The sequence below is a fragment of the Arthrobacter sp. NPDC056691 genome (assembly GCF_042791415.1).
Lineage (GTDB): Bacteria > Actinomycetota > Actinomycetes > Actinomycetales > Micrococcaceae > Arthrobacter.
Genome location: NZ_JBHTXX010000003.1, coordinates 1 through 14,617, shown reverse-complemented (window position 1 = coordinate 14,617; position 14,617 = coordinate 1). Strand labels below are relative to the sequence as shown.

General features: G+C 66.6%; 13 protein-coding genes. 3 read left to right on the top strand and 10 right to left on the bottom strand.

The genetic code is table 11. The annotated features are described in order from the left end of the window. Positions 1-90: 90 nt before the first annotated feature. Both ACFRAU_RS03645 and iolB read left to right on the top strand, forming a co-directional pair. Positions 91-831 carry a GntR family transcriptional regulator gene (locus ACFRAU_RS03645; RefSeq protein WP_377997747.1) on the top strand — a complete coding sequence of 247 codons (741 nt, stop codon included), beginning with the start codon at positions 91-93 and terminating at the stop codon, positions 829-831. A gap of 101 nt (positions 832-932) precedes the next feature. Further along, positions 933-1,835, top strand: a complete 903-nt coding sequence (gene iolB, locus ACFRAU_RS03640; protein WP_377998845.1) for a 5-deoxy-glucuronate isomerase — start codon at positions 933-935, stop codon at positions 1,833-1,835. Positions 1,836-1,842: 7 nt separating this feature from the next. Here iolB and ACFRAU_RS03635 read toward each other — a convergent pair whose 3' ends face one another. Beyond that, positions 1,843-3,108 (bottom strand): MFS transporter, encoded by a 1,266-nt coding sequence (locus ACFRAU_RS03635; protein WP_377998844.1) that lies wholly within the window; start codon positions 3,106-3,108, stop codon positions 1,843-1,845. 171 nt (positions 3,109-3,279) lie between these two features. Between ACFRAU_RS03635 and ACFRAU_RS03630 the strand changes: the two genes are divergently transcribed. Next, positions 3,280-3,729 (top strand): MarR family winged helix-turn-helix transcriptional regulator, encoded by a 450-nt coding sequence (locus ACFRAU_RS03630; protein ID WP_377998843.1) that lies wholly within the window; start codon positions 3,280-3,282, stop codon positions 3,727-3,729. Positions 3,730-3,838: 109 nt separating this feature from the next. Here the strand turns inward: ACFRAU_RS03630 and ACFRAU_RS03625 are convergent, their stop codons facing one another. The 9 genes from ACFRAU_RS03625 to ACFRAU_RS03585 form a co-directional block, all read right to left on the bottom strand. Next, positions 3,839-5,335, bottom strand: coding sequence for a sugar porter family MFS transporter (locus ACFRAU_RS03625; protein WP_377998842.1), 1,497 nt, complete (start codon positions 5,333-5,335; stop codon positions 3,839-3,841). Further along, positions 5,332-6,207, bottom strand: a complete 876-nt coding sequence (locus ACFRAU_RS03620) for a sugar phosphate isomerase/epimerase family protein (protein WP_377997752.1) — start codon at positions 6,205-6,207, stop codon at positions 5,332-5,334. Before ACFRAU_RS03620 ends, ACFRAU_RS03625 begins: the two co-directional genes overlap by 4 nt. A gap of 115 nt (positions 6,208-6,322) precedes the next feature. Next, on the bottom strand, positions 6,323-7,336 hold the full coding sequence (locus tag ACFRAU_RS03615; RefSeq protein WP_377998841.1) for a Gfo/Idh/MocA family protein: 1,014 nt from the start codon (positions 7,334-7,336) through the stop codon (positions 6,323-6,325). 36 nt (positions 7,337-7,372) lie between these two features. Continuing rightward, positions 7,373-8,284 carry a sugar phosphate isomerase/epimerase family protein gene (locus tag ACFRAU_RS03610; protein ID WP_377997754.1) on the bottom strand — a complete coding sequence of 304 codons (912 nt, stop codon included), beginning with the start codon at positions 8,282-8,284 and terminating at the stop codon, positions 7,373-7,375. Between the two features lie 27 nt (positions 8,285-8,311). Further along, positions 8,312-9,823 carry a CoA-acylating methylmalonate-semialdehyde dehydrogenase gene (locus ACFRAU_RS03605; RefSeq protein WP_377998840.1) on the bottom strand — a complete coding sequence of 504 codons (1,512 nt, stop codon included), beginning with the start codon at positions 9,821-9,823 and terminating at the stop codon, positions 8,312-8,314. Positions 9,824-9,871: 48 nt separating this feature from the next. Continuing rightward, the gene (iolD, locus tag ACFRAU_RS03600; RefSeq protein WP_377999073.1) at positions 9,872-11,800 is read right to left on the bottom strand and encodes a 3D-(3,5/4)-trihydroxycyclohexane-1,2-dione acylhydrolase (decyclizing); all 1,929 of its coding nucleotides are present in this window, start codon (positions 11,798-11,800) and stop codon (positions 9,872-9,874) included. 39 nt (positions 11,801-11,839) lie between these two features. Beyond that, the gene (locus ACFRAU_RS03595; protein WP_377998839.1) at positions 11,840-12,790 is read right to left on the bottom strand and encodes a deoxyribose-phosphate aldolase; all 951 of its coding nucleotides are present in this window, start codon (positions 12,788-12,790) and stop codon (positions 11,840-11,842) included. Further along, positions 12,787-13,818 (bottom strand): 5-dehydro-2-deoxygluconokinase, encoded by a 1,032-nt coding sequence (gene iolC, locus ACFRAU_RS03590; RefSeq protein WP_377998838.1) that lies wholly within the window; start codon positions 13,816-13,818, stop codon positions 12,787-12,789. The genes ACFRAU_RS03595 and iolC overlap by 4 nt, the downstream gene beginning before the upstream one ends. Positions 13,819-14,041: 223 nt before the next feature. After that, positions 14,042-14,446, bottom strand: coding sequence for a tautomerase family protein (locus ACFRAU_RS03585; RefSeq protein WP_377997758.1), 405 nt, complete (start codon positions 14,444-14,446; stop codon positions 14,042-14,044). Positions 14,447-14,617 lie beyond the last annotated feature (171 nt).

The window sequence follows — 14,617 nt, the reverse complement described above, 5'->3', positions numbered from 1 at the left end:
GATCAAAATCAGAGTATGTCCTAACAAACGGACATGCACTGACATACAGGCTACTGGACGCAGGAACCTGCAGCACAAAGGGAGCACTCAATGGCGAACCAACTACACCTCAGCATCGACCGCTCATCGCCGGTGCCGCTGTACCATCAGGTCGTCCAGGGCATTGAAGCTGCCATCCACACCGGACTGCTGGAACCCGGGAGCCGGCTGGAAAACGAGATCGACCTCGCCGCCCAGTTGAACCTCTCGCGCCCCACCATGCGCAAGGCAATGGACGAACTGGTCCGCTCCGGGCTGCTGGTCCGCAAGCGCGGTGTGGGCACGCAGGTGGTGTCGAGCCAGGTCCGCCGCCCGCTTGAGCTGTCCAGCCTGTACGACGACCTGACGAACAACGGCAGCAAGCCCACCACCGAGGTGCTCACCTTTGCGCACGTCGACGCCGACGCCGCCACGCGGGAGGCACTGCACCTGGCCGCCGGGGCCAAGGTCTATCACTTCACCAGGCTCCGGAAGGTGGGCGGCAAGCCGCTGGCCCTGATGGAGAACTGGGTGCGTGACGACATCACGCACATCGACGAGGACCTGCTGAAGACCCAGGGCCTGTACGGCATCCTGCGCGGCGGCGGCGTCAACTTCCGCCTGGCCACGCAGCGCATTGGCGCCATGGTGGCCAACGACTACCAGGCCCCGCTCCTCGAGACCGAGGCCGGATCGGCCCTGGTCACCATGGAACGCACCGCCGTCGACGACACGGGGCGGAACGTGGAAACCGGGCACCACGTCTACCGGGGTGACTCTTACAGCTTCGAAATGACACTCGTCCAGCGCTAGCCCGCAGCGGCGGTTCCAGCGCGGGGGCGGCGACTTGCCTGGCCCCGGCGCGGAGCCGTCATGCGCCGAACACGACCACACATCCGAAAGGGACACCAACTATGGCCGAATGGGTATACCCCCTGGGCAGTGCAGCCGAAGGCTGCTGGGACATTTCGCTGGGAACGTCCGACTCGAAACTTGCGGTGGAAGGCTGGGAACACACGGGACTGAAGGTGGCCACGCTGGCGCCGGGCGCCGTCGTCGACCTCCCGCCCGCGGCCGAAGAACGAATTGTCATCCCGCTGAGCGGTGCGTTCACCGCCACCGTGGACGGGCTGGACCACCCCCTGTCGGGGCGGGCCAGCGTCTTTAGCGGACCCACCGACGTGCTGTACTCCGGGACGGACAAGGCTGTGAGGATCACCTCGTCCGACGGCGGCCGGGTTGCCATCGCGACGGCGCCCGCCAATGTCCAGTACCCCACCCGCCTGGTCACCGCGGCGGAGACGCCGGTCGAGCTGCGCGGAGCCGGCAACTGCTCGCGCCAGGTCCACAATTTCGGCACCCCCGCCGCGCTGGAGGCCGACCGGTTCATCGTGTGCGAAGTCCTCACGCCCGCCGGCAACTGGTCCTCCTACCCTCCCCACAAGCATGATGAGGAGAAGGAGGGCGAGACCAGGCTTGAGGAGATCTACTACTTCGAGACGCGGGTGGCCGACGTCCCCGGTTCCAACGGCCCCGGGGAGAACGCTGACGCCATCGGCTACCAACGGGTCTATGCCTCCGACCACCGGCCCATCGACGTTTCGGCCGAGGTCCGCACCGGCGACGTGGTACTGGTCCCCTACGGCTGGCACGGCCCGGCCATGGCCGCACCGGGCTATGACATGTACTACCTCAACGTCATGGCCGGGCCCGGCCGCGTCCGCGACTGGCTCATCAGCGACGACCCGCACCACGGCTGGGTGCGCCAGACCTGGGACAGCCAGAACCTGGACCCCAGGCTGCCTTTCGGGGCGTAGCAGGCGGTCAGCGGGCGGCGGCGGGCTCGACGTCGGCCGCTTCAGTCTGGACCGAAGCGCCAGTTGGACCCAAAGCGCCAGGCGCCGGCTCCGCCGTCGGGAATGCGACAGCAGCCCGGCGGGCAGTTGCCTTGGCCCGGGCAGCGGCACCGACCATCACCACCAGGCCGAGCAGGGTGATCGCGGCTCCCGCCCAGATGGGCGACGTGTAGCCCAGGCCGGCGGTGATGGTCACGCCGCCGAGCCAGGCGCCCAGGGCATTGCCCACATTGAACGCGCCGATGTTGGCTCCGGACGCGAGCGTGGGTGCCTTGGCCGCGTACTTCATGACGCGCATCTGCAGGCCCGGCACCGTGGCGAATCCGAAGCCGCCCAAGAGCAGCAGCGAGGCGATGGTGAGCACCTGGTTGCCCGCGCTCAGGGCGAAAACCACCAGCACGACAACCAGGACGGCGAGTACGGCGAGCAAGGTGCGGTCCACGTCGCGGTCGGCCGCCCTGCCGCCGAGCGTGTTGCCGACAAACAGGCCCACGCCGAAGACAATCAGCAGCCATGGCACCGTGGACGCGGCGAATCCGGAAACCTCGGTGAGGGTGAAGGCGATGTAGGTGAACGCACCGAACATTCCGCCATAGCCGAGGACGGTGACGAGGATGGACAGCCACACCTGGCCGGAGCGGAAGGCGCGCAGCTCGCTGCGCAGGCCGCTGCTGGCGGTGTCCCCGCTCCCGGCCTTGGGCACCAGGGCCAGGATTCCGATGAGCGCCAGCACACCGATGCCGGTGATGGCCCAGAAGGTGGAACGCCAGCCCGCGGCCTGCCCCAGCAGTGTGCCGAGCGGAACTCCGAGGACATTGGCGGCGGTGAGGCCGGTGAACATGATGGCGATGGCGGCGGCCTTCTTCGTTGGCTCCACCATACCGGCAGCAACCACCGCCCCGATGCCGAAGAAGGCACCGTGCGCGAGGGCTGCAACCACCCGGCCCGCCATCATCGCCCAGTAATCGGGAGCAATGGCGGACAGCAGGTTGCCGACTATGAAGAGCACCAGCAGCAAGGCCAGTACGGGTTTGCGCTGGAAGCGGGAAACCGCGGCGGTGAGTCCCAGGGCTCCCACCACGACGGCGAGGGCATAGCCGGAGATGAACCAGCCGGCGGAGGCTTCGCTCACCCGGAAGTCGGCAGCCACCTCGGGGAGGAGCCCCATGATGACGAACTCGGTGAGTCCGATGCCGAACCCGCCGAGGGCTAGGGCTATCAGGCCAACAGGCATGGATGTGCTCCTTCGGAACTGTACTGAATGGGAAGCGCAGCGTAAGGTATTAGTTGCAGGCGCGCTATATTTTGTTGCACAAGCAAATATTGCACAAAAAGATATCCCGCGCAAGCAACTATCTACCGTGCTCTGTTCCGAGTGAGCCGGAGAACTGAAGGAGGAGAGCCCATGGGCATCAAGGATGACGCCGTGGAGGTGCGCGCCCAGGGTTGGCGCACTCTGGCGGCCCTGCACGGGCTGATCGAGGCGGAGCTGGAGCGCTCGCTGCAGGGGCAGGCGCGGCTCTCCGTCGTCGAGTACACCGTGCTCGACGCGCTCAGCCGGCAGGACGGGTGGCACATGCGCATGCAGCAGCTGGCGCGCGCCACCGCTCTCAGCGCCAGCGCGACCACCCGCCTGGTGAACCGGCTGGAGGACCGCGGCCTGCTGACGCGCATCCTGTGCGCGGACGACCGGCGCGGGATCTACACCGAACTCACCGGCAGCGGGAGCAAGCTGCTGGCAGAAGCGCGGCCGGTCCACGACGCCGCACTGGAGCGGACCCTGGCCGAAGCGCAGCAGGAGCCGGAGCTGGCTCCCCTCGTGGACGCCCTCCCCCGCCTCCACGCCGGCGTCTAGCCACCGACACCAGGAACCGCTCCGGCGCTGGAGTTTTTGTGCAGATAATGCCCCCTCGAAGGCATCGAGGGGGCATTATCTGGACGAAAACTCCGGAGTGGAACGGTCCTTAGTGGACCCGGGTCTCTGCGTCGGCGGGGGTTCCCGCTTCGGCGCGAGTCCTTTCTTCGGCGTCGGACCCGGCTTCGGCGGGGGTTCCCGCTTCGGCGGCGACGCCGGCCTGGTGCTTGAAGTAGTGCTCCACGTCCTCGAGGCTCTTGTCCTTGGTCTCGGGAACGTACTTCGCGGCAAACAAAATCGCGCCCGCGCCGAGGACGGCGAACACGAAGAACGTGCTGGAGATGCCGATGGCCGCGAGCAGCTGCGGGAAGCCGAAGCCGATCAGGAAGTTCACGGTCCAGAGCACGAAGGCCGATGCCCCCATGCCCAGGCCGCGCAGCTTCAGCGGGAAGATCTCCGAGAGCATGAGCCACGTGACCGGTGAAATGGCCCCCTGCTGGAACGCGAGGAACGTGACTGTCAGCGCCAGGATCACGTACCCGCGGCCGGTGCCCTCGGGCAGGACCAGCGAGAACAGGCCGATCAGCAGGAGCGCCGACGTGGTTCCGACCTGGCCGGTGATGAGCATCCGGCGGCGCCCCACCTTGCCGAGGAGCCAGATTCCCACGAAGGTGGCCAGCACGGAGATGACACCGTTGGCGATGTTGGCGCTCAGGGCCGCCTCCCGGCCGAAGCCGGCATCCGCCAGGATCTGCGTTCCGTAGTACATGATCGAGTTCACGCCGGTGATCTGCTGGATCACCGCAAGGCCGACGCCGACGAAGAAGATCCGCCGCAGCCACGGGACCTGCAGGTCCTTCCAGGACCCCATCTTGGACTTGTAGTCCTCCACGGCCATGGCCTTGACTTCTTCGAACTCCGCCGCGGCGTCGGCCTTGGAGCGGATGCGCTGGAGCACGCCGAGCGCCTCGCCGAAGCTGCCCATGGAGGCGAGCCAGCGGGGGCTTTCGGGCATGAAGGCCATGCCGATCCACAGGGCGACGGCCGGCAGTGTGGCGATCACGAGCATCCATCGCCAGATGCCCCCGGCTTCGCCGAAGGTGTTGCCGAGGTAGGCGTTGAAAATGAAGGCGAGCAGCTGGCCGGTGACGATCATGAGCTCGTTTTGCGTCACGATCCGTCCGCGGCGGGCCGACGGCGACACCTCCGCGAGGTACACCGGCACCGTCACGGACGCGCCGCCCACAGCCAGGCCAAGGACGAAGCGGGCCGCCACCATGAACCCGGTGCTGGGTGCGAGGGTGCAGGACAGCGTGCCGATCAGGAAGATGACGGCAAGGACCATGATCATCTTGCGGCGGCCGTTCCGGTCCGCCAGCCGGCCGCCGAAAAGGGCACCGAAGGCGGCGCCGAAGAGCAGCGACGACGTCACCATGCCCTCGGCCAGCGGGGTCAGTCCCAGATCCTCCTGCATGTACGGCAGGGCACCGTTAATGACGCCTGTGTCGTAGCCGAAGAGCAACCCGCCGAAGGTTGAAATGATGGTAACGGTGCGGAGCGCCCGCTGGTGTTTTAAGTCGGCCTTCCCGGAAGGCGCGGCCATCATACGGTGACTTTCTGCACGTACTGTTTCATGGTGTCCAGCTGGAAGCGGGAAACCTCCTCGGCGTTCTCGTTTTCGGCGAAGACGCTGGACACCATCACAGTGTCGTCCCGGTCCAGGAACCCGATTTCCTTCAGGCCGCCGAAGAACTCATCCCAGTTCACGTCGCCGTCGCCGATCTTCAGGTGCTGGTGCACCCGGACGGCGTTGCCCGGCGGGTTGGTGATGTAGCGCAGTCCGTGCGAGGCGTGGTGGTCCATGGTGTCGGCGACGTGGACCAGGCGGAGCCTGTCCCCTGCCGCGCGCATGATGTCCAGCGGCGAGTCCTTCATGTGGAAGCTGTGCGAGGCCACGTAGACCATGCCGACGTTCTTCGAGTTCAGCCCGCGGATGACGCGGATCGCGGCGAGGCCTTCCTCGACGAAGTCGTCCGGGTGCGGGTCGATGAGCAGGTCGATGCCTTCGCGCTCGATGATGGGGAGCAGTTCCTCCATGGAGCGGTAGAACGCGCGCTCGGATTCCTCAGCAAGCTCCGGCCGGCCGCTGAACTCGGTGTTCATGGTGCTCACGCCCAGGTCCACGGCGATCTGGATGGCGCGCTTCCAGTAACGCACTGCCGCCTCACGGGCGTCCTCGTCCGGGCCTGACCAGCGCAGCACGGGCAGGATGGACGCGATTTCGATCCCCGCGTCGGTGCACGCCTTCTTCAGCTGGCCCACCAGTTCGTCGTCGGCCTTGGGGTGGTTGTAGAAGGGGATGAAGTCCGGGTGCGGCGTCATCTGCATGTACTTGTAGCCAAGGTCGGCCACCACCTTGGGGAACTCCAGCAGGCTGTGGCTGTGGTGGAAGGGGGTGGGATCAAGGGCGATTTTCACGAGGAACACTCCATTGTGGAAAGAGTCGGTTAACGAACGGAGTTTTTGTCCAGATAATGCAACCCTGAGGGACTCGAAGGCACATTATCTGGACAAAAACTCCAAGAGCGGGTGCTTAGCTGTAGAGCGCAGGCTTGGCGTTCAGCTTCACGGCCACCTTTTCGCCGTTCTTCTGCGCTTCGACGCCGGCCTCGCAGCAGGCGGCGGTGGCGTAGCCGTCCCAAGCGGTGGGTCCGCCGATTTCGCCGCGGAGTGCGGCGTCGACCCAGGCCTGGATTTCGACGTCGTACGCGGCGCCAAAGCGCTCCTCGAAGCCGGGCGTGACCTTGCCGCCCCAGCGGCCGTTGCTGCGGAGATACGGGCCGCTGTCGCCGCCGATGCTGACGATGCCGTCCTCGAAGGAAGCCTGGGTGGCCACTTCGTAACCGAACTTGGCGTTCACGTAGATTTCGACGTCGGCCAGGACGCCGGACTCGGTCTCGATCAGGACGTGCTGGGGGTCGTGCTGGCCGGCCGGGGCGTTTTTCGTGGCCTTGCCGAGGCGGACCTGGACGGACGTGATCTCTTCGCCGGTGAAGAAGCGGATGGCGTCGAACTCGTGGACCACGGAGTCGTTGATGAGCATCTCGTTGGTGAAGCCCGCCGGGGTGTTGGGGTTCCGGTGCTGGTGGTGCAGCATCAGCAGTTCACCGAGTTCGCCGTTGCGGATAACCGAACCGAGGGCTGCGTATTCGGCATCGAAGCGGCGCATGAAGCCCACCTGGATGCGCTTGCGGCCCAGCCTCTCCTCGGCCTGGACGATCTTCCATGACGACTCTGCATCGGGCGTCAGCGGCTTCTCGCACAGGATGGGGATGTCCTTGGCGATGGCCTTGAGCAGGATCTCCTCGTGCAGGAAGCCGGGCGTGGCGATGAGGACGGCGTTGACGTGGCCGTTGTTCAGCGCCTCTTCGGCGTCGGCCAGGGCAACGGCCCCGGGGGTGCCCTCGATGGCAGCCTGCGCGCGGGCGAGGTCAACGTCGACGACGGCGGCAACTTCAGCGCCGTGGATCCGCTTGCTGAGGCGCTGGATGTGGTCCGCGCCCATGCGGCCGGCGCCGATAACGGCGACGCGAAGGGTTTCAGTCATTGTTCTTTCCTTAGGTTTGGAATGCCGGGGCTGAGACTAGTTGACCGCGGTGCGGGAGCCGCAGGACAGCAGGTAACTCTTGGTGCGCTTGGCGATGGGCATGGGAACGTCGAAGGCCACCGGGTACATGTCCTGTTCCACGATGCCGAAGATCGGCCGGTCGAGCGCCTCGACGGCTTCGATGACCGCGCGCAGGTCCGGCAAGCCGTTGGGCGGCTCCGTCATGACGCCGGCCAGGTTGGCAGCTGCCCAGGTCATGTTTTCCTCGTTGACCTTCTTGAGGACGTCCGGGTTGATCTGCTTCAGGTGCAGGTACCCGATCCGGTCCGGGTAGTTCTTGATGAGCTCCAGGCTGGAGGCGCCGCAGTATTCCGCGTGGCCGGTGTCCAGGCACAGGTTGAGGTACTTCGGGTCCGTCGCGCCGAGCAGCGTCTCGATGTCCTCCTGTGCCCCAACATGGGAATCGGCGTGCGAATGGAACTGCTGCTTCAGGCCGAAGTCCTCGAGGAGCGTTTTTCCGAGGCGGTTGTGGCCGGCGAACAGGTCGCCCCAGGCCTTGTCGCTGAGCGTGCCGCTCTCCACGGCCTCGCCTGTGACGTCGTCGCGCCACATGGCCGGGATGACCACGATGTGTTCGCCGCCCATGGCTGCCGTCAGTTCGGCGACCTTGCGGGCAGGCTCCCAGGCCGTTTCCCACTGGTCCAGGCCGCGGTGGAACGCGGTGAAGACCGTTCCGGCGCAGACTTTCAGATCGCGCTGCTTGAGCTCTTCGGCGAGGCGGGTGGGGTCGTTGGGCAGGTAGCCGTAGGGGCCCAGCTCGATCCACTTGTAGCCGGACTCGGCCACCTCATCCAGGAACCGCTCCCACGGGGTCTGCTTGGGGTCATCCGCAAACCAGACGCCCCAGGAATCCGGTGCGGTGCCGATGATCAGCTTGTTCTCAGTCATGAAGGTTTCCTCAGTTGGAGCCGGTGGTCAGTTGGAGGGGAAGTTGTAGGAGGCGCCGGAGGCGTGGGTGGGTTCGGGCCAGCGGGAGGTGATGACTTTGCCGCGGGTGTAGAAGGAGACGCCTTCGGGGCCGTAGATGTGCTTGTCGCCGAAGAGCGAGGCTTTCCAGCCGCCGAACGAGTGGTAGGCCACCGGGACCGGGAGCGGCACGTTGATGCCGATCATGCCGACGGTGACGGAGCGCTGGAACTTGCGGGCGGCGGCGCCGGAGGAGGTGAAGATGGCGGTGCCGTTGCCGTAGGGGTTGGAGTTGATCAGGCGGATGCCGTCCTCGAGGGTGTCGACGCGGACGACGACGAGGACGGGTCCGAAGATTTCCTCGGTGTAGGCGGTCATTTCGGTTTTGACGTGGTCGAGGACGGTGGGGCCGACCCAGAAGCCGTCTTCGTGGCCGGGGACCACGAGGTCGCGGCCGTCCACCACCATGGCCGCGCCGGCGGTTTCGGCTTCGGTGACGATCCTGACGATCCGTTCCCTGGAGGCCGGGGTGATGATGGGGCCCATTTCGGCGCCGGGGACGGTGCCGTTGTTGACCTTCACCGCGGTGGCGCGTTCTTCGACCTTCTTGACGAGCAGGTCGGCTGCGTCCCCGACGGCGACGGCGACGGAGATCGCCATGCAGCGTTCCCCTGCTGAGCCGAACGCGGCGGCGGCGAGGTGGTCGGCGGCGTTGTCCAGGTCGGCGTCGGGCAGGACGATGGCGTGGTTCTTCGCCCCGCCCAGGGCCTGGACGCGCTTGCCGTGGGCGGTGGCGGTCTCGTGGACGTACTGGGCGATCGGGGTGGAACCAACAAAACTAATCCCGTCGACGTCCGGGTGGGTCAGCAGCCCGTCGACGGTTTCCTTGTCGCCGTGCAGGACCTGGAACACCCCGTCAGGCAGGCCGGCGTCCTTCCAGAGCCTGGCCAGCAGGAGGGAGGCGGAGGGGTCGCGTTCGGAGGGCTTGAGGATGAAGGCGTTGCCGGTGGCGATCGCCATCGGGGCCATCCACAGCGGCACCATGACCGGGAAGTTGAACGGGGTGATGCCGGCGACGACGCCGAGGGGTTCGCGGAAGGAGAAGACATCGATGCCGGTGGAGACCTGGTCCGAGTAGTCGCCCTTGAGCAGGGACGGGATCCCGCATGCGAACTCGATGACCTCCAGGCCACGGCCGATCTCGCCCTTCGCGTCGGAGAGGACCTTGCCGTGCTCGGCGGTGATCAGCTCGGCGAGCTCGTCGATGTGGTTGGCGACGAGTTCGCGGAACTTGAACAGCACGGCGGTGCGCTTGGCCAGGGAAATATCACCCCAGGAGTCGGCGGCCTTGCGGGCGGCGGCGACGGTGGTGTCCAGGTCCGCCCGGTTGGCCAGGCGCAACTCCGCGCTGACGTGGCCTGTGGCCGGGTTATAGACCGGGGTGGTGCGGTCGCCCTCGCCGGCGGTCTCGGCACCGTTGATGAAATGGTTGATGGTGGTGGTGACGGTCGTCGTTGACATAAAGATGACTTCCTTCGTCTGTGGCTGGTCGTGAAGCGTTGGGGGGAATTAGCCGAGCAGCTTGCGCTGGCGGTTCTTGTGGTCGGTGTAGGTCTTGTAGGCCTGCTGGGTGGATTCCAGATCGGAAACGGCGGAGACTGGCACGTCCCACCAGGATTCGGAGCCCGGGGCGTCCAGCAGCGGGTCGGATTCGACGTGGATCACGATCGGGCCGCCGCGCTCCGGGGCGGCTTTGGCGTCGCGGATGGCCTGTTCGAGTTCGGCGATGGCCTTCTCCCCGGGCTCGATCCGGATGACCTTCACGCCGAGGGACTCGGCGTTCAGGGCCAGGTCCACCGGAAGGGTCTCGCCCTCGTCGAAGCTGTGCTGTTCCTCGTCCAGGGCCCGGTACTGGGTGCCGAAGCGCTGCGAGCCGAGGGATTCGGAGAGGGAGCCGATGGAGGCGTAGCCGTGGTTCTGGATCAGGACCACGATCAGTTTGATCCGTTCGGCGACGGCGGTGACCAGTTCGGTGTGCATCATCAGGTAGGAGCCGTCCCCGACCATTACGACGACGTCGCGCTGGGTACCGCCCGCTTTAGCTTCGGCCAGGGCGGCGCGCTTGACGCCGAGGCCGCCGGGGATCTCGTAGCCCATGCAGGAGTAGGCGTATTCGACGTGGTAGCCGAACGGGTCGCGGACACGCCACATCTTGTGCAGATCCCCCGGCAGGGAACCGGCGGCGCAGATGACCACGTCGGAGGCGTCCATGGCCCGGTTGGTGGCGCCGATGATCTCGTTCTGCGCCGGCAGTGGGCTGAAGCGCGTGTCGAAGGCCGTGTCCACCGTGGTGTTCCAGCGTTCCTTTTCGGCGGCGATCTGCTGCTCCAGGTCGGCGCCCACGCGGTAGCCGCCCAGGGCCTGGTTGAGCTTGACCAGGGCCTTGCGGGCATCGGCCACGATCGGCAGCGAGGTGCCGTGCTTGTACGCATCGATCGGTGCGACGTTGATGTTGATGAACTTCAGGTCCGGGTTCTGGAACGCGGTCCGGGACGCGGTGGTGAAGTCCTCGTAGCGGGTGCCGATGCCGATGATCAGGTCCGCTTCGGCAGCGATGGCGTTGGCCGCCGTCGTGCCCGTGGAACCGATCGCGCCGAGGGAGAACTGGTGGTCCCACGGCAGGACGCCGACGCCGGCCTGCGTGTTACCCACCGGGATCCCGGTCAGTTCGGCGAACCGGGCCAGTTCCTCGTTGGCGTAGGCGTAGAGGATGCCGCCGCCGGCGATGATCAGCGGCCGCTTCGCGGCCCGGATCGCTTCGGCGGCGCGGCGGATGTCGTCGTCGTCCGCGTCGGGGCGGCGGATCCGCCACTCGCGTTCGGCCAGGAATTCCTCGGGGACGTCGAAGGCCTCGGCCTGGACGTCCTGGGGCAGCGAGATGGTCACCGCGCCGGTCTCGGCCGGGTCCGTGAGAACCCGCAGGCCGTGGTGGAACGCGGAGAACAGCTGCTCCGGGCGGGTGACCCGGTCGAAGAACTTGGACAGCGGCCGGAACGCGTCATTGACCGTGAGGTCGTAGGCGTAGGGCTGCTCGAGCTGCTGCAGGACCGGGTCCGCGGCACGGGTCGCGAACGTGTCCGAGGGCAGCAGCAGCACCGGCAAACGGTTGGTGGTGGCCAGCGCGGCACCGGTGAGCAGGTTCGAGGACCCCGGGCCGATCGAGGTGCTGATCGCGAAGGTCTGGCGGCGCCGGGTGTGCCGGGCGAAGCCGACGGCCTGGTGCGACTGGGCCTGTTCGTTGCGGCCCTGGTAGTACGGCATGATCGTCGGATCGAGCTGCTGGTACTGCTTCAGGGCCTGCCCCACACCGGCAACGTTGCCGTGCCCGAAAATGCCGAACGTGCCCGGGATCAGCCGCTCACGGAAATCCACCCCGCCCACGGAATCGACGGTGTACTGCTTGGAAAGGTATTCGACCACGGCCTGCGCCACGGTCATCCTGCGTGTTGCAGTGCCAGTATTCGTCCCCATGGAAAGTTACTCCGATACTTCTGCGGTGCGGGCTGATGTGGTGTGGTGCAGCAGTGAGGCGGCCGCGGCGACGGCGCCGGCGACATCGCCGTCCGCCGGGTACAGCAGGGTCCGGCCGACGGTGAGTCCCTGCACGCCGGGCAGGGCGAGGGCGGCTCCCCAGGTGGCGAACACCTCGTCCTGGGTGCCAGCAGGGTCTCCGCCCAGCAGCACGGTGGGCATGGTGGTGGCGGCCATGACGCGTTCCATCTCGGCCACGACGGGCAGCTTCATCCACGTGTACGCGCTGGTGGAACCCAGGCCCTCGGCGATGGCGATGGACTTGATGACCGCGTCCGGGCTCAGGTCGTTGCGGACCCGGCCGTTCTCCCGGACCGACAGGAACGGCTCCACCATGGCAATGAGCTTCCGCTCGGCGAGCGAGTCGATCGCCTTCGCCGTCGCCTCGAGCAGCGAGACGGTGTCCGGGTCGCCGAGGCAGATGCGGGTCAGCATTTTGCCGCCGTCCGCGCCCAGTTCCTCCAGGGCGGCGGCGGTGTGGCCCGTAAAGCGGTCGTCGAACTCGTTGACCAGGCCGGCGAGGCCGCCGCGGTTCATCGACCCGAAGACCAGCTTGCCCTCCAGAGCGCCCAGGAGCAGCAGGTCATCCATGATGTCCGGCGACGCCAGGATGCCGTCCACTGCCGGGTTGGCAAGCGCGATCTGCAGGCGGTCCAGCAGTTGGCGGCGGTCCGCCATGGCCACCGGGTCATTGCCGACGGAGAGGGCGCCGCGGGCCGGGTGGTCGGCCGCGACAATAAAATTCTGCCGGCCGTGCTTCAGGCCGGGGTGGCGGCGGCGGCCCTTGGCAGCCCGGGAGATGGCGGAAGGGTCTTCGAGCCGGATGGTGCTCAGGTGCTCGTAGCGGCGGGGGTTGTCATCCACCGCGAGGGTCGCGGTGCCGGGGTTCAGGCTCACAGGGCCGCTCCTTCGGGGACAGAAATGGTGGGAACAGAGTCCTGGCCGGGAACCGCATCGGGAACCAGGCGTCCGCGCTCGGCGAGCAGCGAGGTGACCTCGGCCGGCGTCGGCATCGCATCTGCGCAGGACAGCCGCGAGGCGACGATGGCGCCGGCCGCGTTGGCGTAGTCCAGGACCTGGGCCAGCGGCCAGCCCGAAAGCAGCCCGTGGACGAAGGCCCCGCCGAACGAGTCGCCGGCACCCAGGCCGTTGACGGTCTCCACTGGGACAGGGGCGGACACCACACGCTCGGTGCGGGTCTTGGCCATCACGCCTTCCGGGCCGAGCTTGACGACGGCGATCTCGACGCCGGCCGCCAGCAGTCGGTCCGCCTGCTCATCCGGAGTGCCCGGGCCCACGGCCACGGAGCACTCCTGGTCATTGCCGATCGCGACCGTGACGTGCGGCAGGATCCGCGCCACCTGCTCCCGGGCCTCCTCCTCGGAGGCCCAGAACATGGGGCGGTAGTCGAGGTCCAGGATGGTGAACTGGCCCTCCGCCAGGCCCGTGCGCGGCCGTGCTTCATGGGCCTTGATGTGCGCTCCGCGGCTGGGCTCCTGGCACAACCCGGTCACCGTGGACCAGAAAATCTGCGCGTTCCGGATGGCATCGACATCGAGCTCGTCCGCCCTGATCTGCAGATCCGGTGCCGTGGGGAACCGGCCGTAAAAGTACAGCGGGAAATCGTGCGGCGGCTGAATGGCGCAGAACGTAGCCGGGGTCTGGAGCCCCGGAACCGGGCTAACGAAGGAATCATCAACGCCGAACTTTTCCAGTTCGCGGTGCAGATACGTACCGAACGGGTCATCGCCCGTGCGGGTGATGACGCCGGTCCGGCGGCCATGGCGGGCGGCGGCCACAGCAACATTGGACGGTGAGCCGCCGAGGTATTTGCCGAAGGACGTGACATCCTCCAGCCCTACCCCGATATCGTTCGGGTAGATATCAACGCTGATGCGCCCGATCGTGAGCAGTTCGTGGGTCACGGTAATCGTGGACCTTTCTTTTGGATCTCAACCTCTAAGCAGCCGAACGGCCAAGGCTCCGGCGTTCCGCGGCCCCGTGAGCGGGACCACATGAACTACTGTGCCCTAGAATTTATGTCCTGTCAAAGGTTTGTACTGACATACTTACAACAAGCAGAAGTGCCTCGAAATAGCAGTGCTGCGCAGGTGCCGGCAGGGACGCGAAGGGGTAGTATTTCCGCCCCTATTTCTTCGGCACGGCAAGCTCACCGGTGACGTACTGGGCACGGCCGAATCCGAAGGACCAGTCCCCCGCGGTGTTCTCGACATATCCAATGAAGACGTCCTCACCGGCGACTCCCAGTGCCCCCAATTTCCCCGCCACGGCCGCAAAGAGGCTCTGCTTGGCCTCCTGACTGCGCCCGCCCTGCGTGAAGATCTGGATCATAATGACGTCGCGCGTGCGCTCGAAGCCAAGGCCCGCATCCTGCGCCACGATCTGACCCGGCGCGTGCTCGGTGACGATGTGGAAGTAGTCGCGTTCCGGGATGCCATATTCAGCCAGGATGGCGTCATGGATGCCCCGGCTCAGGAGGTTGAGTTCATCCTGGCTGCGCCCCGAGTGGACGTCGATTCGTACGAGCGGCATTTCGTCTCCTTTGATAGTTTGTCCTGACATACTATCAAAGTTCGGATGCCGCGCAAGACCCTCCTCCGCGGTTGCCCAACTGGGTAGCAGCTCAGGGCGTTCCCAGGACTGGGAACGCCCTGAGCTGCTACTGGGTTGAGTGGGGGGCGTTCGCGTTAAGCGCCCGACGGC